Origin of the sequence: Hylemonella sp. W303a (assembly GCF_046452315.1) — a bacterium.
Lineage (GTDB): Bacteria > Pseudomonadota > Gammaproteobacteria > Burkholderiales > Burkholderiaceae_C > Hylemonella.
This window is the reverse complement of record NZ_JBKFDG010000005.1, coordinates 48,755-70,557: the sequence shown is the minus strand read 5'-3', so window position 1 is coordinate 70,557 and position 21,803 is coordinate 48,755. Positions and strand designations below refer to the sequence as shown.

General features: G+C 66.2%; 15 protein-coding genes. 6 read left to right on the top strand and 9 right to left on the bottom strand.

The features are described 5' to 3' along the window. Positions 1 to 13: 13 nt before the first annotated feature. The 5 genes from ACLBKS_RS10760 to recG form a co-directional block, all read right to left on the bottom strand. Positions 14 to 505, bottom strand: coding sequence for a Dps family protein (locus ACLBKS_RS10760; protein WP_006297893.1), 492 nt, complete (start codon positions 503 to 505; stop codon positions 14 to 16). A gap of 88 nt (positions 506 to 593) precedes the next feature. Then, a complete protein-coding gene (locus tag ACLBKS_RS10755; protein WP_410192811.1) occupies positions 594 to 1,583 on the bottom strand; it encodes a hydrogen peroxide-inducible genes activator in 990 nt (329 codons plus the stop codon). 111 nt (positions 1,584 to 1,694) lie between these two features. Next, positions 1,695 to 2,279: a hypothetical protein gene (locus ACLBKS_RS10750; protein WP_410192810.1), complete on the bottom strand. Its 585-nt coding sequence runs from the start codon at positions 2,277 to 2,279 to the stop codon at positions 1,695 to 1,697. 58 nt (positions 2,280 to 2,337) lie between these two features. Continuing rightward, positions 2,338 to 4,032 carry an SPOR domain-containing protein gene (locus ACLBKS_RS10745; RefSeq protein WP_410192809.1) on the bottom strand — a complete coding sequence of 565 codons (1,695 nt, stop codon included), beginning with the start codon at positions 4,030 to 4,032 and terminating at the stop codon, positions 2,338 to 2,340. Between the two features lie 168 nt (positions 4,033 to 4,200). Further along, entirely contained in the window at positions 4,201 to 6,528 is a 2,328-nt protein-coding gene (gene recG, locus ACLBKS_RS10740) for an ATP-dependent DNA helicase RecG (protein ID WP_410192808.1), read from the bottom strand. A gap of 188 nt (positions 6,529 to 6,716) precedes the next feature. On the opposite strand from recG, the gene ACLBKS_RS10735 reads away from it, so the two are divergent. The 4 genes from ACLBKS_RS10735 to ACLBKS_RS10720 all read left to right on the top strand — a co-directional run bounded on the left by ACLBKS_RS10735 (position 6,717) and on the right by ACLBKS_RS10720 (position 12,199). Further along, positions 6,717 to 9,503: a chemotaxis protein CheW gene (locus tag ACLBKS_RS10735; RefSeq protein WP_410192807.1), complete on the top strand. Its 2,787-nt coding sequence runs from the start codon at positions 6,717 to 6,719 to the stop codon at positions 9,501 to 9,503. Between the two features lie 143 nt (positions 9,504 to 9,646). Further along, positions 9,647 to 10,768, top strand: coding sequence for a tRNA preQ1(34) S-adenosylmethionine ribosyltransferase-isomerase QueA (gene queA / locus ACLBKS_RS10730; RefSeq protein ID WP_410193040.1), 1,122 nt, complete (start codon positions 9,647 to 9,649; stop codon positions 10,766 to 10,768). Between the two features lie 156 nt (positions 10,769 to 10,924). Continuing rightward, positions 10,925 to 11,260 (top strand): hypothetical protein, encoded by a 336-nt coding sequence (locus tag ACLBKS_RS10725; protein ID WP_410192806.1) that lies wholly within the window; start codon positions 10,925 to 10,927, stop codon positions 11,258 to 11,260. 111 nt (positions 11,261 to 11,371) lie between these two features. Beyond that, a complete protein-coding gene (locus ACLBKS_RS10720; RefSeq protein WP_410192805.1) occupies positions 11,372 to 12,199 on the top strand; it encodes a hypothetical protein in 828 nt (275 codons plus the stop codon). Between the two features lie 385 nt (positions 12,200 to 12,584). Here ACLBKS_RS10720 and ACLBKS_RS10715 read toward each other — a convergent pair whose 3' ends face one another. Continuing rightward, positions 12,585 to 13,562: a GlxA family transcriptional regulator gene (locus tag ACLBKS_RS10715; protein WP_410192804.1), complete on the bottom strand. Its 978-nt coding sequence runs from the start codon at positions 13,560 to 13,562 to the stop codon at positions 12,585 to 12,587. Positions 13,563 to 13,656: 94 nt separating this feature from the next. Here ACLBKS_RS10715 and ACLBKS_RS10710 point away from each other — a divergent pair, with 94 nt between their 5' ends. After that, a complete protein-coding gene (locus ACLBKS_RS10710; RefSeq protein WP_410192803.1) occupies positions 13,657 to 14,304 on the top strand; it encodes a cysteine hydrolase family protein in 648 nt (215 codons plus the stop codon). A gap of 102 nt (positions 14,305 to 14,406) precedes the next feature. After that, on the top strand, positions 14,407 to 16,149 hold the full coding sequence (locus ACLBKS_RS10705) for a subtype B tannase (protein WP_410192802.1): 1,743 nt from the start codon (positions 14,407 to 14,409) through the stop codon (positions 16,147 to 16,149). A 38-nt stretch (positions 16,150 to 16,187) separates the two neighbouring features. On the opposite strand, the gene ACLBKS_RS10700 is transcribed toward ACLBKS_RS10705, so the two are convergent. The 3 genes from ACLBKS_RS10700 to ACLBKS_RS10690 form a co-directional block, all read right to left on the bottom strand. Beyond that, positions 16,188 to 18,239, bottom strand: coding sequence for a TonB-dependent receptor (locus tag ACLBKS_RS10700; RefSeq protein WP_410192801.1), 2,052 nt, complete (start codon positions 18,237 to 18,239; stop codon positions 16,188 to 16,190). A gap of 40 nt (positions 18,240 to 18,279) precedes the next feature. Further along, positions 18,280 to 19,410 (bottom strand): DUF1624 domain-containing protein, encoded by a 1,131-nt coding sequence (locus tag ACLBKS_RS10695; protein WP_410192800.1) that lies wholly within the window; start codon positions 19,408 to 19,410, stop codon positions 18,280 to 18,282. Between the two features lie 157 nt (positions 19,411 to 19,567). Beyond that, the gene (locus ACLBKS_RS10690) at positions 19,568 to 21,595 is read right to left on the bottom strand and encodes a putative bifunctional diguanylate cyclase/phosphodiesterase (protein ID WP_410192799.1); all 2,028 of its coding nucleotides are present in this window, start codon (positions 21,593 to 21,595) and stop codon (positions 19,568 to 19,570) included. Between the last annotated feature and the right edge of the window lie 208 nt (positions 21,596 to 21,803).

Sequence of the window (21,803 nt, the reverse complement as noted above, 5' to 3'; positions counted from 1 at the left end):
CGCAGTAGGTTGATCAGTCTTCCAAGAGGGAGCGCAGCATCCAGGCCGACTGCTCATGCACGGTGAGGCGCTGGGTCAGCAAATCGGCCGTGGGCTCGTCGTTGGCCTTCTCGGCCAGGGGAAAGATGGCACGCGCCGTGCGCGCCACCGCCTCATGGCCCTGGACCAGGATGCGCACCATCTCCAAGGCCTTGGGCGGCGTGGCCGGAACGTCGGGCACCGAGGCCAGCTTGCCGAACTGCGCGTAGGAACCCGGCGCTGCGTGCCCCAGCGAGCGGATGCGCTCGGCCACCGGGTCCACCGCGTTCCACAGCTCGGTGTACTGCGTCATGAACATGGTGTGCAGGGTGTTGAACATGGGACCCGTCACGTTCCAGTGGAAGTTGTGCGTGGTCAGGTACAGGGTGTAGGTGTCGGCCAGCAACCGGGACAAGCCCTCGGCGATGGCGGCGCGGTCCTGTTCGCTGATGCCGATGTTGATGGCGGGTGCCGTGGTCTTGGCCATGTCTGAACTCCTAATGGTCGATGAAGAATGAGTCCGGTGAAGCCGGCCTATGCAGGTGATGGTCCAGGCGGCGGATTCAAGGTGTGATTCAAGCCGCCTGGGCCTCGACCTGGCGCAGGTCCGACAGGCGCGTGACCCCGGGCAGCGCGCAGGCGTAGATGGCATTGCGCAAAGCGGCAATCGCCGCGTAGCGCGTGAAACTGCGCCGCCAGACCAGCACCACGCGGCGCAGGGGCGCGTCCCCTTCGAAAGGCAGGTAGCGGATCAGGCTCTCGTCAGCGCCGATGCGGCTCTTGGCCTGGCCGTCTTCGAGTGCGCCTTCGGGCACCGACAGGCGCGGCACCAGGGTCACACCCATGCCGGCGGCCACCATGTGCTTGATGGTTTCCAGCGAGGAACCCTCGAAGCTCTTCTGGATGCCTTCGGTGTTGCTGGAGAACCGGGCGAACTCCGGGCAGACCTCGAGCACGTGGTCACGGAAGCAATGCCCCGTGCCCAACAAGAGCATGGTTTCGGACTTGAGTTCCTGCGTCGTCACGCGCTTGCGCTGAGCCAGCGGATGGCCCACCGGCACGGCCGCGAAAAAGGGCTCGTCGTACAGCGGCGCAACGGCCAGCCCGGTGTCGGGGAAGGGCTCGGCCAGGATCGCGCAGTCGATTTCACCGGTACGCAGCATCTCCAGCAACTTGCCGGTGAAGTTCTCTTGCAGCACCAAGGGCATCTGCGGCGACAGGCGGATGTTCTGCCGCACCAGGTCGGGCAAGAGGTAAGGACCGATGGTGTAGATCACGCCCATGCGCAGGGGCCCGGCCAGCGGGTCCTTGCCGCGCTTGGCGATTTCCTTGATGTTGGCGGCCTGCTCCAGCACGGACTGCGCCTGGCGCACGATGTCCTCGCCCAGGGGCGTGACCGTGACTTCGTTGGCGCTGCGCTCGAAGAGCTTGACGTCCAACTCCTCCTCGATCTTCTTGACCGCGACCGACAAGGTGGGTTGCGACACGAAGCAGGCCTCGGCCGCGCGACCGAAGTGCTTTTCCCGGGCCACCGCCACGATGTATTTGAGTTCGGTCAGGGTCATGATCTAGCCATTCCATCCATCCAATAGACCGATACTATCAAGAGGGCCTGAATTGGGCATGACGATGGCCGCACCAGGCGTCGCGCGCCGGGTGCAAACCGCCGCGTCGGTTCAGGGCAGCACGGTCACGCGCAGTTGCAAAAGGCGCGCCGGCTGGCCGGCGGTGTCGCTGCGGTAGGAGCCGCGCTCGGGCTCGGTGCCGCTCTTGGCCAGGGTGACCCACTGACCCAGCGGCGCGAGCACGGTGGTGCGCAGCTGGCCCGACTGCTGCGCGGGCAGTTCTTTGCCGGGCTGCTGGCTGACGTTCTCGCCCAGCCATTGCACTTCGACCTCGGCTTGGCGGCCACCCGACCAGACGGGCCGCATTTGCAGGGTTTGGCCGCTTTGGAACCAGATCAGCTCCTGCTTCACGCCAGCGCCGTCGTTCTGGCCTGCGTCCTGCACTTCCTTGATCCAAGTCTGCGGCTGGGCCGTGGTCTGCCCCACGCGGGTCACGTCCCCATTGCGCACCTGCACCTGTTGGGCCGGCTGCAAGGGCACGGTGGGCTGGGTGCCCACGCTGTAGCCTGCTGCGGCCGCGTCGATTTGGCGCAGTTCCAGCAGCACGTTGCGGGCCGGCAGCGACTGCGCGGTGGCCAGGCCCATGGCCCAGAACAGCAAGCCGCCGAGGGCGCTCACTCTCAGGGTTGAACTCATGCGCGAACAAGTACCCATCACGACCTCTTTTCCTTGCGGTTCCATCCTTGCGATTCCATCAACGTGCTTCACGCATCACCGCCGCGGGCAGCTTGCGCGCCTGGATGCGTTGCGCGGTCTGCTGCGCCTGCGCTTGCTGGGTGTAAGGCCCTGCCACGACCCGCAGCAGGGTCTCCCCCCGGTTGTTCTGCACATTCTCCAGCCCCGCCTCGATGCCCATGGACCTCAGCTGCGTGAGCACGCGGTCGGCGTTGTCGGGCTGGCGGAACACCCCCGCCTGAACGACCCAGCTGGAGGCGGCCCCGGGGCGAGCGGTTGAGGTGCGTGAGGAGGTCGCCGCTGCAGGCGACGCGCTGGCGCTCAAGACACCCTCCTGAGACTGCGCAGCACGCTTGGCCTGCGCCGCCTGCGAGGCGGCGCGCAATCGGGCCGAGGGTTGCGGCTTCTCGCCTTCGGTGGATTCCACCGGCGTGGCCCGTCGAGGCATGGAAGGCGTGACGGGCGACGGAACGCGCGCAGGCGCAGGCGCGGCCACCGCCGGCGCTGTCGTCGGGGCCGCTTGCGTGACCGCGCCACTGGCCACGTTGCCGGGGCGCACGCCAGCGGGTGCAGCCGACGTGTCCGCCTGAGCCAACGGGCGCCCACGCGGCGCCGTTGTCGGGGGTGACGGGGGCCGCGAGGACGGCAGCGTCACGGACTGCAAGGGCACCAGATCCGAAGCAGCCGATGCAGCACCGTTGCCCGGGCCAGTGCTGGGGGCGGCGCCTGCAGCGGGGTTGGTGAAGGGCGCCGGCAGCGGCGCGTTCAGCGGTGCGGGCGCCACGGGATTGGCGGCAAAGGACGTCACGGGAACGAGGTCGGCACCCGGCCGACCGGAGCGTGTCGTGGCATCGAAAGCGGGCTCAAAGGCCACGACGGGCCGGGTGGCGGCATCGTCGGCGGGTGGGGTCGAGCGAGCCGACACCGCAGGAACGGCTGAAGCGTTCGCAGGCACGGGCGGCACGGAAGCCGGACCCGCGGGCGGAGTCAGCGGAGTCAGGGCTGCGGTGGCGGGCGTCGTGGGCGCCAAGCCTGTCACGCGGCCCGAGGCACTTTGCGCCCCCGACGCCGTGGGTGCGGATGGCGTGAGGGGCAAGAGCGTGCCGCCGTCTGCGGGTGCCGGGTTGCGGCTCATCGCCGAGGCCAGCTTGGCCCAGGCCTGCCCGCCCAAGCGATGCCAGTCCTGCGTGGCCGCCACGGGCGCCAGCACGGCCCCGACGACCAGCAGATTGGCCACCACTTGCCACGCGAAACGACGGGGACCGGGCGCGACCGCCGTGAGCCGCCCCACGGTGTCGACCACGCCCGAACTTTTGCGCAGCACCTCGGAAATCTTGTCGTTGTAGTGCCCGTAGAGCCAGACGTTGGCATAGAGTCCGGGCACGATGTAAGCCGCCGAGAGGAACCACAGACCCAGCATCCAGGCCAGCGCGCTGGAGTAATCGAACACCAGCTTGCCCACGCCGAACACCAGCAGCCCGGCGGCGGCGAGCACGCCCACATAGGCCAGCGCCCAGTTCCACATCTTGCGGTAGATCAGCCAGTTGAAGGTGAACAGGCTGGCCGCCCAGTTCCAGCTCAGCCCGGTCTGCCCGGCTTCGTCGAAGCGCAGAAAGCGCGGCAAGTGGTAACCCTGGCCGCGCACGCCGATGGCGGCACGGTAGAACAGTGCGGTGTCACCTGCGGCGAGGGGATGGAAGGGGTCGGCGCTCATGAGGGCAAAGGCGATCGAACGGTGGCCGCCGCACCGGGCGACGGACCGGCACGGCGGCGCTGGGCAAGTCTAAATCAGCTCGCGGCGCTCAGGTATCTTTTTGCCCCCGGTGCGCGGGGTGACAGCCGGGCCACCCACGCCCTGCACCCGCGCGGCTGCGGCCTTGATTCAGGCCTTGAGGTAATCCACCCGCCCGCCCAGCCAGCGGGACACGTGGCGCTCGGCCAAGGCGGGATGCTGGGCGAGCATCAGCGCGGCGGTCTGCCGCGCCCACTCCAGCACCTCGCCGTCGGTGGCGAGGTCGGCGAAACGCAGCAAGGCCGCGCCGGACTGGCGCGCCCCCAGGAATTCGCCGGGGCCGCGGATCTCCAGGTCACGCCGCGCGATCTCGAAACCGTCATTCGTCTCGGCCATGGCCTTGAGGCGCTCGCGCGCGGTCTGGCCCAGGCGCGGCGCGTCGCCCGTTGAGTACAGCAGCACGCAGGCTGAGGCCTGAGCGCCCCGACCCACGCGCCCGCGCAGCTGGTGCAGCTGCGACAAGCCAAAGCGCTCCGCGTGCTCGATCACCATCAGCGTGGCGTTGGGCACGTCCACCCCGACTTCGATCACCGTGGTGCTGACCAGCAAGCCCATGCGACCCGCCACGAATTCGGCCATCACGGCCTGCTTCTCAGCGGCGGGCAAGCGGGAGTGCAGCAGGCCGACCTGGACGCCGCCAGCGCCGCCAGGCTGTCCCACGACGGGGGACGTGCCCTGGGGGGACGTTGGCCCGCGCTGCGCCGCAGCAGGGTTGCCGTCGTTCAACGCGGCAGTCAACTCGGCGTGCGTCGCCGTGGCGTTGGTCAGGTCCACCGCCTCGCTTTCCTCAATCAAGGGGCAAACCCAGTAGACCTGCCGACCCTCGGCCAGTTGGGCCCGAATGCGCGCGATCAGCTCGGGGCGGCGCTGCTCAGAAATCACGCGGGTCACGATGGGGCTGCGCCCCGGCGGCAGCTCGTCCAGCGTGGACACATCCAAGTCGGCGTAGTAGCTCATGGCCAAGGTACGCGGAATGGGCGTGGCGCTCATCATCAGCATGTGGGGTTCAAAGGGCCCCCCCGCTCCGCCGCTGCGCGGGTCGCCATCGGCCATCACCTTCTCGCGCAACGCCAGTCTTTGCGCCACGCCGAAGCGGTGCTGTTCGTCCACGATGGCCAGGCCCAGCCGATGGAAGCGCACTTTCTCCTGGATCACGGCGTGCGTGCCGACGATGAGCTGGGCCCCGCCCGCCTCGGGCGGGCGCTCAATCGCTTCCAGTGTTTCGCGCCGTTCCTTCGTCTTTTGCCCGCCCGCGAGCCAGGCCACGCGCACGCCCAGGGGCGCCAGCCAGTCCACCAGTTTCTTGACGTGCTGGCTGGCCAGGATCTCGGTGGGCGCCATCAGCACGCATTGGTACCCGGCATCGATGCACACCGCCGCAGCCAGCGCCGCCACCACGGTCTTGCCACTGCCCACGTCACCTTGCAGCAGGCGGTGCATGGGCGAGGGGCGGGCCAGGTCGCGCGCGATTTCCTCGCTCACGCGGCGCTGGGCCCCGGTGAGCGCGAAGGGCAGCACGGCCAGCAGCTGCTCATGCAAACCATCGGCACCTCCTTCGGATGCCGCGACGCCAGCGTCCTCCTTGGGTGACCCCTTCGCGGTCAACGCAGGGTCGAGCGGGTTCACTTGCCGCGCCTTCAGCACCGGCGCGCGTCGCAGCGCCTGGGCCTGGCGAGCCTGCAACTGCGACAGCTGCTGGGCCAACAACTCCTCGGCCTTGAGGCGCAACCAGGCCGGATGGCTGCGGTCTTGCAAGGCCGCCAGCGAGACCTCCGGCTGAGGATGGTGCAAGTAGTCGAGCGCGGCATGCAGCGGCCAGTCGGCCAGCACGCCTGGCCCGCCCGGCCAGAGTTGCAGCGCCTGCGGGGGCAGGGTCTCGTCCAGCACCAGCTTGTCCAGCGCCCGGCCCACGGCCTTGCGCAGGTACGCCTGCGGCAAGCCCGCCGTCGTCGGGTAGACCGGCGTCAGGGCCTGGGCCAGGGGCGCGCCCGCCTGCACGGCCTTGCATTCGGGGTGCACCATCTCGCGGCCCAGAAAGCCCCCGCGCACTTCCCCTCGCACCCGCACGCGCTGGCCCACGCTCAACAGTTTTTGCTGTGAAGGGTAAAAGTTCAAGAAGCGCAGCAGCAGCGTGTGGCCAGTGTCGTCTTCGATGCGCGCGATCAACTGGCGGCGCGCACGCACCTCCACCCGGCTCTCGCGCACCACGCCCTCGGCCTGGGCCAGGTCGCCGTCGCGCAGCTCGGCGATCGGCGTCAGTCGCGTCTCGTCCTCGTAGCGCAAGGGCAGGTGCAAGGCCAAGTCCATGTCGTTGTCCAGGCCGAGGCGGCGCATCGCCTTTTGCGGCGCGCTCATCGGCTTGTCGGACTGGGCCTGAGCTGCCTTATGCTCGCTGACTTTTCCCTTTGCGCTTGGCATGAACGGGATTGTGGCGCAGGCCCGCGGGAGGTCACGGGCGCCGTCCAATCGCCGCAAGGAATCGCGCAAATATGTAACCGGCACAGCTCTTGCGTGGTGCTCGGCGTGAGCACCCCACTCACGCGCAGACTCGACAACTCGAAGCGTTACCCGCCACAGGGAGGGAACGAACCAGTGAAGACAACACAATGGACAACAAGAAGACAAAGCTGCAAACCGACATCTATCTGCCCTATATGCGTGACGTCGCGCGCTGCGAGCAATCGCTGCGCGAACTCAACCAGATGTGGCGCATGATCGAATCCTCCGCCAAGATGAACTGCCCGCGCGAGGCGCAGACCATCCTGCCCATCATGGCCGCCACGCGCGCGGGCTTCGGTCGGCTCGAACAGGAACTGGTGGACAGCCTGGCCGGGGAAAAAGTGGCCAATGTGCTGGCCGCCATCGGCGCCAAGGCGCATTACGTGATCGACATCATGGTGCGCAACCTCTACGAGCGCACCGCCGACGTGGGCTTTCTCGCGACCGACCGCGAGCTGTGCGCCTTCGTCGCCGCAGCCCAACAGGCCACGCAAGGCCCGGACGAGGACGACATCGACGCCATCCGCGCGCGCCTGTTCGCCTACCGCAGCAAGTACACGGTCTATGACGAGATCATGCTGCTCGACCTCCAGGGCAACGTGCTGGTGCAGCTGGACCCGGACTCCCCCGTAGAAGGCAGCGCCGACGCCCTGATCCGACAAACGCTGGACAGCGACAACTTCGTCGAGACCTTCCGCGCCAGTGACCTTCGCCCCGGCAAGACGCAGGCGCTGATCTACTCGCGCCGCATGCACCACCCCGACACGGGTGCGGTGGTCGGCCTGCTCTGCCTGTGCTTTGATTTCGAGAACGAGATGCGTCGCATCTTCCGCTCGCACCGCGACCCGGAAGGCCGCTCCAACATGCTGCTGCTCGACGGCGAGGCCCGCGTGATCGCCAGCGCGGACGAGCACTGGATCGCCCTCGGCACCACGGTGCCCGTCAACCTCGATGGCACGCCGCATCTGCAAATCCATCAAGGCCGCGAGTACCTGATCCGCACCTTCCACGCCGAGGGTTACCAGGGCTACATGGGCCCGCAGGGCTGGCGCGGCCAGTTGATGATCCCGGTGGACCTGGCTTTTTCGGGTGGCACGCGCAGCACCTTGTCGTCGCTGGCCCCGGCGCAAGCGACAGGCCTGCTGCAGCACGCGCGCAACTTCAGCCCGCCGCTGCACGAAATCATCACCGCCACCGAAACCATCCGCCGCGTGGTCTGGAACGGCCAGGTCATCACCGCCGACCAGCAGGACATCTTCGTGGACGACGGCAGCCCCAAGCGCCGACGCTCCGACGCCAATGGCGGCGAGCAAAAGGAAAAGCTCAAGACCATCCTGGACCAGATCAGCGAAACCGGCTCGCGCAGCAACGCGCTGTTCTCGCAGTCCATCCGCGACCTGTACGAAACCGTGCTGGAAACCAAGCAGCAAGACAGTGAGTTTCTGTCCCAACTGTTGGTGGACCTGCTGGACCGCAACCTCTACGAACGCGCGGACGATTGCCGCTGGTGGGCGCTGACACCCGAGCTGCGCGCGGCCCTGGCCAAGCCCGTGATCGCGCAGGACGAAGCGCGCAAGCTGCAAGACATCCTGGCTTACATCCACGGTCTGTACACGGTCTACACCCAACTCTTTGTGTACGACCGCCAGGGCAAAGTGATCGCGCGCTCACGCCGCGCCAACGACCACGGCCACGCGGGCGACGAGTCCGTGGACGCGGCCACGCTGGCGCGCGTGCGCGCTTTGGCCGATGATCAGGCCTACCACGTCAGCGCTTTCGAGCCCACGCCGTTTTATGGCGGCAAGCCCACTTACATCTACCACGCGGCCGTGCGCGCGCCCGCGCAAACCGGGCCCAACGGGGTGGAGGTGGCGGGGGAAGTGGTCGGCGGCATCGGCATCGTCTTCGACGCCGCCACCGAATTCGAAGCGATGCTGCGCAGCGGCCTGGCCCAGCGCCAGGGCACCGGTTACTTCACGAACCGCGCGGGCCGCATCATCGCCAGCACCGACCCCGCGCACCCCGTGGGCCAGCGCCTCGAAGACGCCACCCTGCTCACCTTGCTGCGCGAGTTGCCCAAGGGCAAGAGCGTCTCGCGCATCGTCGAACACGACGGCCACTACGCCGTCATGGGCTGCGCCGCGGGCCAGGGCTACCGCGAGTTCAAGGTGAGCGATGGTTACTCGGAAGACGTGCTCTCCGTGGTGTTCCAGCCCTTGGGGGCGGTGCAACGCCATGCCCACGCGCAGCGCGCGGACCAGGCCATCGAAGGCAGCGGCTTTGGTGGCGATGGCCGCCAGCGCAAGACCTACGCCACCTTCCACTGCGGCGGTGACCTGCTCGCGCTGCCCGCCGTGCATGTGGTGGAGGCTCTGCCCGCCAGCGCGCTGTCGGCCCGCATGGGCAGCGGCGGCCCCGGCGCAAGTTCGGGCGCGGGTGCGGGTTCGGGTGCGTCCACCCGTGGCGCCACCGGACCGAAGTACCAGGGCCGCATCGGCATGCTGGCGCCGCAAGGCAATGACCGCATCGGCCACTTCGTCTGGGTGTTCGACTTGTCGTGGCTGCTGCACCAGCGCCCGGGCACGCTGGACGACAACAGCCAAATCATCATCGTGCGCAACGGCATGCACACGGCGGGCATTCTGGTCGACGGCCTGCACGCCGTGCCCGAGTTCGCCGATGAGCAGCTCATGCCCTCGCCCTTTGGGGCGGAGCAGAAGCTGATGAGCCACTTCATCCGCGCCAACGGGGGCAACCTGCTGATCCAACTGCTGGACCCAGCCGCCCTGCTGGCACGCGTGACGGGCGGCGCGGCGGACGCAGCACCCGCACCGACCCCGCACGCGGAAGCGGCCAATCTGGGCAGCGGCAAGGAGTTGGCGCGCGCGGCTTGAGGATTCGAAGCGATGGCGCGCATCGCCAGGACCAGGCACCGCTGGCGCGCGAGGCGAGGCGAGATGCGATTCGATCCGGCGCGATGCGATGCGACAATGCGGGCCTGTTTCACTTGGAACGGGCCCGTCCGGCCCTCAAGCACATGCCTCATGCCTCTGGCGCCGCGCGCCGCGCCTTCACCCTTAGCGATTTCGACTTCGCTCTGCCCCCCGAACTCATCGCCCAGCACCCCGCACCTGAACGCAGCGCCTCACGCCTGCTCGATGGGCGCGACCCCACCCCCGGCGCCTTGCCGGTGGACCGCATCTTTCGCGAACTGCCCGCACTGCTGATGCCCGGAGACCTGCTCGTCTTCAACGACACCAAGGTGGTCAAGGCCCGCCTGTTTGGCCACAAGCCAGCGCCCACCCGAGGCGGCAGCGCGCCCATCGGCGGCAAGCTGGAACTGCTGATCGAACGCGTGCTGACGGACCACGAAGTCGTGGCCCACATGAAGGTCAGCAAGAAACCCGCAGTGGGCACCGTGCTGCAGATGACCGGCGGCTACACCGCCACGCTGCTGGGCCGCTGGCCCGATGAAGACGGACAGCTGTTCCGCCTGCGTTTCAGCGACGAACCGCATGCCCTGATGGAGCAGCATGGCCACGTTCCTCTGCCGCCGTATATCGAACGTCACCCCGGCCGGGGTGACGGGATAGACCACGGCGACAGCCCCGAAGACCTGGCGCGTTACCAGACCGTCTTCGCCGCCAAACCCGGCGCCGCCGCCGCGCCCACCGCTGCCTTGCACTTCGACGCAGGCGTGCTGGCGGCGCTCGACGCACGCGGCGTGCGGCGCGCCAACGTCACCCTGCACGTGGGCGCGGGCACCTTCTCACCCGTGAAGACCGAGAACCTGGCCGAACACCGCATGCACCGCGAGTTGTACGAGGTGCCCGCCGCCACGCAGCAAGCGATTGCGGAAACGAAAGCCCAGGGCGGCCGCATCGTCGCCGTGGGCACCACCACCATCCGCACGCTGGAATCCTGGGCCCAAACAGGCGCGGCCAGCGGCGACACCGACATCTTCATCACCCCGGGTTTTGAATTCAAGGTGGCCGACCTGCTGATCACCAACTTCCATCTGCCCAAGTCCACGCTGATGATGCTGGTCAGCGCCTTCGCGGGCTACGAACACATCATGGCGCTGTACCGGCATGCGATCGCGCAGCGCTATCGGTTTTTCAGCTATGGGGATGCGATGGTGTTGGAGCGGGTGGGGTAGTTTTCGCTCGCGACATTCCGCTTGCGGCCAGAAGCGGACACCGACTCTGGAACCCGGAATCGGTCGCTCCGAACAGCAACTACGAACTGCTTAAACTGAGGGCGATGGCGGCAGTGAACTGCCTCGCTTTTGCGGTCCATTTCATTAGGAGTCGAGATGCAGAATTCCCCCGAAGAACGACTCATGAAACTTGAGCAAGACCTCAAGTACATGGCCTCTGTGGTGTCTCGGCAGTCCGGTGAACTCCAAGCGCTTCAGGCTGCCTTTTATGGCTTCCTGATAATTGCGGGAGGAATTCCTGAGATCAATCGACAGATCGATCTCGAACTTGAGAAATGTGGTGCTTCCAACTTGGGATCCTCGACGAATCAAGACCGAGTCGATGGGTTTGATGAGACTGCAAACCTGATTCGCCTCGCAATGGCGTCAGTAGCCGCTAGTCCGCCACAGCAAGTGTCACCGGGATCAAAAGATTTAGGAGTACAAGATTGAGCACCCCTCGTCTCGGTAACCAGCACAGCCCGCCACCTAATCCCCCCGTCAAGGGGACATCCCGCGAGAGGCCCCCCCTTACGTCGAACTTTAGCCAGCAGTCCACATGCCATGACGCCCGATCGGTACCAAAAGCTGCTCCGTGAGTTTGATGCCCTCATTTCCCATGCCCGGGCAATCTCTGATCGGCTGGTTGGGCGCCCTATCAAGCAGAAGTCTCTTTCGTACTCGGATGCCATCTACACCAAGTTGATTTGCCACGGCATTAGCCTTCGCAAGCTGTCGCCCTCCCTCGACCCCAGACAGATACCGGAACTCTGGGATGTCGCCTCAGCCTGTGCAGTAGCCCGCGCACTCATCGAAGCGTACGACGCACTTGCGTATATCGGTGTGCATCAGGTTGAGTCTCCAGAGCGTGAGTTTCGGATCTTGCTTTGGGAACTCCATGACCAGCAGCGCCGTCTCGCGATGCTAGAGAAGATCGGGTCTGCCGATCCGCGGGTGGCCGATATTCAAAAGCGAGTGGGCGATCTCACCGCGGAATTGACCGCTAACTCGTTTTATTCCTGTGCCCCAAAGGAGGTAAGAGGCAAGGTGTCCCGTGGGGAGGCTCCGGCTATGCACCTAAGCCAGCGAGATTTGAATGCTGCCAGCGGGATCAATCACGACTACTACGTTGCTACGACTATGTGGCTATCGCAGTATGTTCATACCTTCCCTTTGTCACTGCACCAGTTGATGCACTTCCGCGCGGGTGAGTCCGATGCTCTTCACGTATCGTCCATGCCGTTGCAATATTCAATGCCGTTCTTGGCAAAGGCCATTGAAGGCATAGTCGAAGTTTGGCCTGAGGGAGAGATTGAACCCAGTGAAGAGGTCGAATCCATTTTGCGGTCGTGGCTCGAGATTGCGAAAAACGGGGTACGCAATGCAGGCTAACAATTCCGTCGAGAGGGACGATTTACAAGCTACGCTTGCAAATTCCCTCTGCCGCTTCGCAGCTCCGGTCATGCCTCACGTTAAACGTTGCATGTCCGCTTTTCGACCTGCGGAGCGTCAGCTATGGGTCGGAAGCACGCAAACTAACTATCTGACCGCCCCGGGCAAGCCCGCGCGGCATGCGAGCTGAGGGCCTTCACGTTGCGCACCCCTTTGCCTGCCTTTCACGCGTGTTGGCCTCACGGGTGCGGCGTGTGACGCTGCCGTTCACGGTGACAGCAAGCACCCTCTCTGAACGCCATGCATGCCGTCTTGTGGGGATCTCCCGCAGGCGCCACAGTCATGCGCGGCTTGGCGGGATCGCACGGGGTTGAGCTTTACGCGCTTATGCCGGAGTTGATGCGGTTGAGAACTGCCGCCGGTAAGTAGTGGGTGCGATGTTGAATGCTGCGGCGAAGTGCTGTCGCAGTGACACGGCCGAACCAAACCCCGCGTTGAGGGCCACGGTCTCGATGGACTGATGGCTCGTTTCCAGCAGGTGCTGTGCCAGGGCCAGCCGTTGGTGCAGCAGCCATTGCCCGACCGTGGTGCCGGTGGCTTGACGGAAACGGCGCGTGAAGGTGCGCCGACTCATCAGGGCGCGCTGCGCCAGATCGTCCAGGGCGTGCGCTTGGTGCAGGTGCTGGCTCAACCACGCCAACAAGGGCTGCAAGCGGTCGGATTCGGCGGCCATGGGCACGGGTTGCTGGATGTACTGGGCTTGCCCACCCTCGCGGTGGGGGGCCACGACCATGCGACGCGCGGCCTGGTTCGCCGCTTGGGCGCCGTAACGCACGCGCAGCAGGTGCAGGCAGCAGTCGATGCCAGCGGCCGTCCCGGCCGAGGTCAGGATGTCGCCATCGTCCACGTACAGCACGTCAGCCTGTAGCCTGACCGCTGGGAAGCGCTGGGCGAAGACGGAGGCCAGGTGCCAGTGGGTGGTGGCGGGGCGTTGGTCCAGCAACCCCGCCTCGGCCAGCACAAAAGCGCCCAGGCACAAGCCGACGAGGGTCGCGCCACGGCGATGGGCTTGACGCAGCGCTTGCAGCAAGGCCGGGGGCACCGGCTGGCCGTCCTGGTGCCAAGAAGGCACCACCACGATCTGCGCGCGGCGCAACACCTCCAGACCATGGGCCGTGTGGATGGTGAAACCGGCATTGGTTCGCAATGGGCCCGGTTCCGGCGCGCACACCCGCAAGCGAAAACGCGCTTGACCGGTGCTTGTTTGGTCTTCGCCAAACACCAGGCAGGGCACGGACAAATGGAACGGACTGATGCCGTCAAAAGCCACCACGGCAACGGTTTCGGGGGCAGGCGCGCGCATGGCCCAATTCTATCGATCAATGGCATTCGGGCTGCTGTTCTGAATGGCGACCTGTGCCCAGAATTCGCCTGTCCCTTGAACTTTGGAGTGATTCATGAGCAAGTCCACGCTGCGCCGCGCCCTGGTGGTGATTGATGTCCAGAACGAATATTTCGAAGGCGGAGGGCTGCCCATTGCCCACCCGCCCATTTCGCAGACCTTGCCCAATGTGTTGCGCGCCATGGATGCGGCGCGTACGGCGGGCGTGCCCGTGGTGGTAGTGCAGCATCAGGCGCCTGCCGGTGCCCCGGTCTTTCAACTCGACACCCACAATGGGCAGTTGCACCCGGAAGTGGCGCGCCGCGAGGCCAACCATCGCATCACCAAGACCTTGCCCAGCGCATTCACCGGGACCGATCTGGCCGACTGGCTGGCACAACACCACATCACCACCCTCACGGTGGCGGGCTACATGACGCACAACTGCAATGCTTCCACGGTCTTCGAGGCCATGCACCGTGGCTTGCAGGTGGAGTACCTGGCCGATGCCAGCGGTTCATTGCCTTATGCCAACGCCGCGGGCCAAGCCACGGCGGAAGAAATCCACCGGGTGTTCAGCGTCGTGTTCCACAGCAATTTCGCGGCCGTCGTCTCCACCCGCGATTGGGTCCAGGCCGTGCAAGCAGGCTTGGGGCTGGAGAAGGACAACGTGCTGATGTCCAACCGTCGTGCCCGTGCCGACACGAGGGCCTCCATGGCTTGAGCTCGGCAACCGCAGGAGGCCCGTCCCGCGCGGCCTGCGCTTCACCGAAGCGAGCCGAGATCTGCACAATCCGTTGACACAGCAGGCGCATCATCCCGCGCCATGACTGACACCCGCCGACGCCAATTCACGCTGGCCTTGATGGCCGCCAGCCTGGCCCCCGCCGCGCGCTCCGCCGAGAGCGCGCCGCAGGGCATGGGCAACACGACGGAATCCAACCTGGATTTCAACCCCAACCGCTACACCCGCCAGGACTTCGTGCTCAAGGGCTTGGCGGTGGACGTCCGCGCCTACGAGGGGTTGCCCACGGTGCGCCGACCGGTGGACCCGAACTACCAGGCGCTCAATCTGTACATCCCCGACGCCTACTTCAAGGGCGGCACCGTGGGTCGCTACAACGCACAGACGGCGCCCATTTTTCTGCCCAATGCCGTGGGGGGGTACATGCCCGCCAGACCCGCAACCCTGGCGATACGGGTGGACGGTCCGCCCGGCGGGATGGGTGGCATGGGCGGCATGCCCGAAGGTGGCCGAGGCGGAGCCCCGCAAGGTGAAGGGGGCATGGGCGGTGGCCCGGGTGGCGCGCGCATGGGGCCGCCCTCCGGCGGCATGTCCGGCAGCGCGGGTGGACGCCCGGGTGGGGGTCCGGGAGGCGCGGGCGGTCCAGGCGGTCCAGGCGGTGCGGGTGGAGCGCGAGGCCCCAGCAGTGGGCCCAGCACCATCATGCAGGCGCTGGCGCGGGGCTACATCGTGGCCGCCCCTGGCGCACGCGGCCGGACGCTGCGCGCGGAAGACGGCCGGTGGATCGGCAAGGCGCCAGCCGCCATCGTGGACCTCAAAGCCGCCGTGCGCTGGCTGCGCCACAACGCGATCGCGAACGGTGGTCGCTTGCCCGGCAACACCGAACGCATCATCTCGAACGGCACCAGCGCCGGGGGCGCGCTCTCGACCCTGCTGGGCGCCAGCGGCAACCACGCGGATTTCGCGCGTGAACTGCAAGCCTTGGGCGCGGCCGACCAGCGTGACGACATCTACGCGGTGTCCGCCTACTGCCCCATCACCAACCTGGAGCACGCCGACAGTGCCTACGAATGGCAGTTCCACGGCCTCAGCGAGTACCGCAACGTCGCCGTGTCCATGCTGGACTTCCGCGCCGAGCGCAAGGAAACCGTGGGTCGGCTCGACGCCGAACAACAGCGCCTCTCCACAGAACTGCGCGCGCAGTTCATCGCTTACGTGAACGGCCTGAACCTGCGGGGCGCGCAGGGCCAGCCCCTGTCCCTGCAAGCCGATGGCACGGGCACGCTGCGCGACGAGATACTAGCCCTGCTGATGGCCTCGGCCCAGCGTGCGCTGGACGCTGGGCAAGACGTGACGCAACGCGATGGGGTGCGCGTGTCGCAAGGCCGAGTCAGCGCCGTGGATTTCGCCGCGCATGTGCGGGGCATGGGCCGCATGAAGGGCCTGCCTGCCTTCGACGGCTTCGCGCTGGAAACGGGTGAAAACCAGCTCTTCGGTGACGCCCAGACCGACCTGCGGCACTTCACCACGTTCTCTGCCCAGCACAGTCGCAGCGAAGGCGGCGCCTTTGTGGCGGACCCTCTGACCGTGCGCCAGATGAACGCGATGGTCTACGCCAGCGACGACGCCGCGCGCCCCGCGCCCCATTGGCGCATCCGCCACGGCACGAAGGACAGCGACACTTCTTTCGCGGTCCCCACCCTGCTCGCCGCCGCACTGCGCCAGCGCCAACTCAACGTGGATTTGGCGCTGCCCTGGGACAGGCCCCACAGCGGGGACTACGACCTGGACGAGCTGTTCGCCTGGATCGAGCAGCGGGTGTGAGGCGCTGCCCTGGCATCAGGCGCGGCGGGCGTCAGTCGTCACATCTTGATGTCGAGTGACACGTAAGCCGCGCGTCCCGGGGCGGGTGAGTACATGGCTTGGTTGGCACCACCCCAGAAGAAGTTGTCGTACCAGACATATTCGTACTCGCGGTCCGTCAGGTTGCGAATCTGAAAATCAATGCTGGTGCTGGCGTTGATCGCGTAGCGCAGGTTGGTGTCGAACAAGACAAAGCCGCCGTGCTTGCCCTGCGCGTTCAGGTTGTCGATGTAGTAGTCGTCCTGAGCGCGCCCTTGCAGGCCGAAACGCCAACTCGCGTTGGGCTGGTACTCCATGCCGAGGTTGGTGATGTAACGCGGAGTCGAGAACACTTCCTTGCCTTTCAAGGACACGCCGTCCACGGTGCCGCTGATCACGCGCGCCTCTTGGATGGCATGGGATGCCCAGGTACGCCAGGCGCGGTTGATCTGCACGCTGCCTTGCAGGTCCACGCCGCGTCGGCGTGTCTCGCCCAGCCCGACGGTGGTGCCGGTGCTGGGCATGTTGGCGACTTCGTCGGTCGCGTCTTGCTGCCAGACCGCCAGCCGCACTTCGGACTTGGGCACGGGGCTGAACTTCACGCCCAGTTCGGTACCGGTGTTGATCGACGGGTCGTAAGTCTTGCTTTGAGCATTCGTCATGTAGGCGGGCTCGCGCGAACCCGTCAGCACCTGGAAGGTCCGCCCCCAGTTGGCGTACACGTGCGCGTCGGTGGCCAGGCTGTAGACCAGGCTGAGCTTGGGCTGCGGTATCCAGCCGTAGTCCTGCAAATCTGCCGTCTCGCCGGTGGTGTTCAGGCGTGTGCTGCCGGAGAAGCGGTCGGCGCGCAGCGCGGGAATCACCTTCAAATCCGGCGTGGCCTGAACGATGGCCTGCAGGTAGGCGCCGAGGTTGTCCAGCGTGTACTCGTCGTCGTTCTGGATGCGAGCGGGCGTCGCCGAGAAATCGGTGGGCACGCTGTAGCTGTAGCGGTAGCGCCGGTATTCGTTGTCCTGGTGCTCGACATTCACACCGCCGTCCAAGGTCAGCGTGGGGTTGACGCGCCAGGTCAAGGTGCTCAATACGCCGGTCTGCACTTCGTCCCACATGCGGCGCTGGCGCGGCGCGTTGCCGGTGGCGTAGCTGGTGAACGTGACCTTGCGGTCGTCCTCGTAACTGTTGCGGTAGAGCTTGCTGGACAGGCTCAGGTCGTCGCGCAGTTGCCAGTCCAGATGCAGGCTGAGTTGGTTCATGTCGCGGTCATCGCCGTCATTGGCGTTCTTGGCGGGGGATTGGGTGCGACTGTCGGCCAGCTGCGACGCGGTCAAGAAACCTGGTTCCTCCGCTTCGTGGTGGTACGTGCGCGCGATCAAGCCGGTCTTCACCCGGCCGTCCTCGGAGGTGTAGAACCACTTGCCGCCCAGCACGTATTTTTCAGATTCGGAGTGGTCACGGTGGCCATCGGAATCCTGCTTGGCGATGAAGTAGTTCTGGGCGAAACCGTCCGACTCGCGTCCCAGCGCCACCTGGGCTTCGCGCGTGTTGAAGCTGCCGTAGGTCAAGCGGGCGTCCGAGTAGTTGCCACCTTGGCGGGTGACCATGTTGAAATTGCCGCCGATGTTGTGCAGGCCGTAACGCGGGTCGTTGGTGCCGCGCACCACCTCGATGTAGTCGATGTCCAGCGGGAACACCATGTCGATGAAACGCTGGTTGCCGCTGTTGACGTTGCTCGGCACGCCGTCGATCAACACCTTGATGCCGTTGATGTACCCCTCGCCGTTGAAGGCGCGGAACGTGGCCTTGCCGGATTCAGCGCCCATGCGGGTTTCGGTCAGCTGGATGCCGGGCATCTGGCCCATCAGCTCCCAGCTGTTCATCACGTTCTTGTCCTCCACCTGATCGCCGCCCATGATGTCCACGGAGGTGAGGATGGTGTTGGTGGACAGAGGGCCTCCGGAGGATTCACGCACGGTGATTTCGCCCAGGGTGAAGGTTGCTTCGCCCGAGGTTTGGGCTTGCGAGGAAAGTTGGAACGCCGCCGCGATGGCGAGCGTGAGCGCTTTCTTTTTCATGGAATTGCCAGTTTTTTGCAGAGTCGAGAACATTGAAGGATCAGAGGTAGCGAAAAACAGCCACCGTGGTGGTGCGCTTGAAGCGCGCGTACCAGCGACACGGCCCATAGACCAGCGCCAGCACGAGCGCGGAAATGACCCAGAGTTGCCAGACTGCGTCCACCCCCCAGCGTTGCGCGCTTGGGAGTTGCTGCGCAGGCGCCAGCAGCAGGTAGAACACGTGCAGCACATAGAGGTGCAGCAGGTAGAAGAACATCGGCGCGCTGCCCAGCACCACCAGCGCTGGCCAGGGCCGCACGCGCTCCAGCCAGGCCAGGGCGATGAAGCCAGCTCCCAGCGTGAGCAAGAGGAACTGCAAGGAGGGTGGGTACTTCGTGACGTTCAGAAACGCCATGACGGTTTGGAGCGCGCTCGCGGCGGGCGTCCAGTCATGGTCGCCGTAGCCATGGGTGCATCGCAAGACCAGGAACAAGCCCAGGCACGCGAGACCGAGGCCCAGCAACAGGCCACGACGCCGCGCTGGCTGCTCGGGTTGGTACAACCGCCCCAGTTGGTAGCCAAGCAGGATCACACCGATCCAGGGCAGGACCGGGTAAGAGGTGCGGGCGCGCAGGCCCTCGCTCAACTCGATCCAGCCCCGGTCGTGCAGCACAGCCCAAGCCAAGTAGGCTGGCTCTCCGGGCTGGAAGTGCACGCCGTCCAACAGGTTGTGCCCGAACACGATCAACAAGCCCAGCCCCAACTGCACTGAAAGCGGCAGGTGCAGCAACACCGCGAGCGCGAGCATGGACAGGCCGATGGCCCAGATCACTTGCAGGTAGACCACGCGGGGCGGGAACTCAAAGCTCCAGGCGAAGCCGACCAGCGTCAACTCCAGCACGATGAGCAGCAAGCCGCGCTTGAAGAGGTAAGCGGAGGTCTGCGCGGGCCCCACGCCAGGGCGGTGCGCATGGAGCCAAGCGCCCAGCCCCGTGAGCAGCACGAAGATCGGCGCGCAGAAATGACTGAGCAACCGGGTGAAAAACAAGTCCGGCGATGTCGCTTCGACCAGCATCGGGTCGGCCACCTGCCGGTGCAGGAAGAAGAACTCGCGCGCATGGTCCACGAGCATCAGGACCATGACCGCGCCTCGCAGCGCGTCGATGCTCGCCAAACGGGAAGGGAAAGACATGAAAACGGCGGGAACACGGCGCCAAGCCGTGCTCGGTCAATGACGAAAGCCCGGCATCTTAATGCAAATGGCTTGTCATTAACAAAAAAGGTTCACGCCATCCAGACGCCGCGCCCCGGGGCGCCCAGCCATCGCGTCGCGGTCCGAGCCCGCAGGATCAGCGCGCTTGCGCGCGCAGCATCGCCTCGAACTCGCTCTGCGGCAGGGGGCGGGAATGCAAGTAGCCTTGCTGCAACACGCAGCCCCGGCCGCGCAGGAACTCCGACTGCTCCTCGGTCTCCACGCCCTCGGCCACGACCTGCAAGCCCAGCTCCTTGCCCAAGGTGATGACTGCGGCGGCCAGTGCGCCATCGCGGCCGCCGCGCGCCACGTCGATAACGAAAGCGCGGTCGATCTTCAATTCGCTCACTGGCAGGCGCTTGAGGTAATTGAGCGAGGAATAGCCGGTGCCAAAGTCGTCCAGCGCCAAGCCATAGCCCTGGTCGCGCAGGCGTTCGAGCACGCCGATGGCCGCGCCAATGTCGCGCATCAGCATGGTCTCGGTCAACTCCAGGATGAGGCTGGAGGGACGTAACCCGTGGCGCTGCATGAGCGCCGCCAGTTGGTCCAGCAAGCGCGAGTCGGCCAGGCTGGACGCAGGCAGATTGACCGACAGCGGCAGCTCGGGCAGCCCCGCGTCGGACCAGCGGCGCAAGCTGCCACAGGCGGCGTGCAGCACCCAATCGGTCAAGGGGCCGATGAGGCCACTCTCCTCGGCCAGGGGAATGAACTGCCCGGGTGGAATCAAGCCTCGCTGCGGGTGTGCCCAGCGCACCAGGGCCTCGGCGCCCGCCATGCGGCCGCTGCGCACGTCCACCTTGGGCTGGTAGTGCAGGCAAAGCTGCCCGGTTTGGATGGCTTGTCGCAGTTCGTTTTCGAGCAGCACACGCTCACGCGCCTGGGCGTTGTGCGCGGCGTCGAAGAACATGTGTTGGCCGCCGCCCGCCTCGGCAGCGGCGCGCGCCGCCTGCGCGGCGCATTGCATCAGGCCCGTCAGGTCCGGGGCATCGCCTGGAAACAACGCGATGCCGATGCTCGCCGACAGCACCAAGGGTTGCCCGTCCACGACCACGGGCTGGGCCACGGCGGCCATCAGGCGCTGGGCGACCACGGAGGCACGCTCCTGGTGGCTGAGTTCGTTCAGCAGGATGGAGAAAGCACTGTCGCCCAGACGCGCCACCACGCCCGCGCCCTCGCTCGATGAACTGACGACGGCCAGGTCGCCGCTGCGGATGCACAAGCGTATGCGCTGAGTGATGTCGGCCAGGGCCGCGTCGCCCGCGGCGCGGCCATACACATGGTGGATGCCGCTGAGGCGGTCGATCTCGACGTGCAGCATCGTGCAGCCAGCCCCACCGCGCCGCGCACGCTCGATCACCGGCACCGCCAGCTCGGCGAACAAACGGCGATTGGGCAGGCCGGTCACTTCGTCGTAATGCGCGAGCCGCAGGGCACGTTGTTCAGCCGCCGCGCGGGAATCGTCCAGACTGGCACGTGCCACGAACTCCTTGCGCAGCAGGTACTCGCGCCACCAGCCGATGCCCGCCGCGAGGATGAAGAGCGTGAGCACGTGGTACGACCAGTAAGCCGCCCAAGCCGGTGTCAGGTCGGCGTGCCACCAGAGCGCGTACTCGAACGCCGCCAGGATGACCAGCCCCGAGGCCAAGGCGTAGCGGAACTGCACCCCCAGGATCACGAAGCAATAGAACTGCAAGAAAGTGAAATTGAGCACGCCAACCCAGCTGCGCAGGCCAGCGCCGCCCTCGGCGTCGATGCGCGTCAGGGTGAAGAAGAGGCAGAAAGCGACGGTGACGATGAAGCAGCTCATCACCGGCTGCCAATGCCGGCGCGCGTCCGGCAGGAGCGAATACCCCAGGCCCGCCAGCAACACCGGCAGGGCCAGCGTCAAGCGCAGCAGATTGGCGCCCACGCCCCCGTAAGCAATGTGGTCCACCAGGTAGTCACCGACGATGAGCACCGCGCCCAGCACCAGGCTGGCCTGGGCATAACGGAAATAGAAGGCAACGTAATGCCTCACGAAGCGCTGCTCATAAGCGGCGTCGGCGAAGCGCAGCAACAGCCGCAACGGCATGGCAGCGACGCCCGCGGTGCTGGCAGGCGGGCCCTGGGCATCGGAATCGTGCATCAAGAAGCCCCTGGTTCAAGACGACCGGCGACGGCGAGAGGCCGCGCCCCAAAAACTCCGGCTTGTCCCCATCATATCGTCCGGCCTGGCGTCGCCTTGAGTGGCTCCTGTCGCGCGCGCAGCGCAGGTTGTCAGGCGAGACCCCGCACGCGCCAGGAGCATCCACCAGCCCCCAACAAAGCGCCGGGGCGAATGGCAAGTGGCTAGG

Excerpts from the sequence above, each read along its gene's own strand:
- ACLBKS_RS10760 (WP_006297893.1), bottom strand. The coding sequence starts at position 505 with ATGGCCAAGACCACGGCACCCGCCATCAACATCGGCATCAGCGAACAG.
- ACLBKS_RS10755 (WP_410192811.1), bottom strand. The coding sequence starts at position 1,583 with ATGACCCTGACCGAACTCAAATACATCGTGGCGGTGGCCCGGGAAAAG.
- ACLBKS_RS10750 (WP_410192810.1), bottom strand. The coding sequence starts at position 2,279 with ATGAGTTCAACCCTGAGAGTGAGCGCCCTCGGCGGCTTGCTGTTCTGG.
- ACLBKS_RS10745 (WP_410192809.1), bottom strand. The coding sequence starts at position 4,032 with ATGAGCGCCGACCCCTTCCATCCCCTCGCCGCAGGTGACACCGCACTG.
- recG (WP_410192808.1), bottom strand. The coding sequence starts at position 6,528 with ATGCCAAGCGCAAAGGGAAAAGTCAGCGAGCATAAGGCAGCTCAGGCC.
- ACLBKS_RS10735 (WP_410192807.1), top strand. The coding sequence starts at position 6,717 with ATGGACAACAAGAAGACAAAGCTGCAAACCGACATCTATCTGCCCTAT.
- queA (WP_410193040.1), top strand. The coding sequence starts at position 9,647 with ATGCCTCATGCCTCTGGCGCCGCGCGCCGCGCCTTCACCCTTAGCGAT.
- ACLBKS_RS10725 (WP_410192806.1), top strand. The coding sequence starts at position 10,925 with ATGCAGAATTCCCCCGAAGAACGACTCATGAAACTTGAGCAAGACCTC.
- ACLBKS_RS10720 (WP_410192805.1), top strand. The coding sequence starts at position 11,372 with ATGACGCCCGATCGGTACCAAAAGCTGCTCCGTGAGTTTGATGCCCTC.
- ACLBKS_RS10715 (WP_410192804.1), bottom strand. The coding sequence starts at position 13,562 with ATGCGCGCGCCTGCCCCCGAAACCGTTGCCGTGGTGGCTTTTGACGGC.
- ACLBKS_RS10710 (WP_410192803.1), top strand. The coding sequence starts at position 13,657 with ATGAGCAAGTCCACGCTGCGCCGCGCCCTGGTGGTGATTGATGTCCAG.
- ACLBKS_RS10705 (WP_410192802.1), top strand. The coding sequence starts at position 14,407 with ATGACTGACACCCGCCGACGCCAATTCACGCTGGCCTTGATGGCCGCC.
- ACLBKS_RS10700 (WP_410192801.1), bottom strand. The coding sequence starts at position 18,239 with ATGAAAAAGAAAGCGCTCACGCTCGCCATCGCGGCGGCGTTCCAACTT.
- ACLBKS_RS10695 (WP_410192800.1), bottom strand. The coding sequence starts at position 19,410 with ATGTCTTTCCCTTCCCGTTTGGCGAGCATCGACGCGCTGCGAGGCGCG.
- ACLBKS_RS10690 (WP_410192799.1), bottom strand. The coding sequence starts at position 21,595 with ATGCACGATTCCGATGCCCAGGGCCCGCCTGCCAGCACCGCGGGCGTC.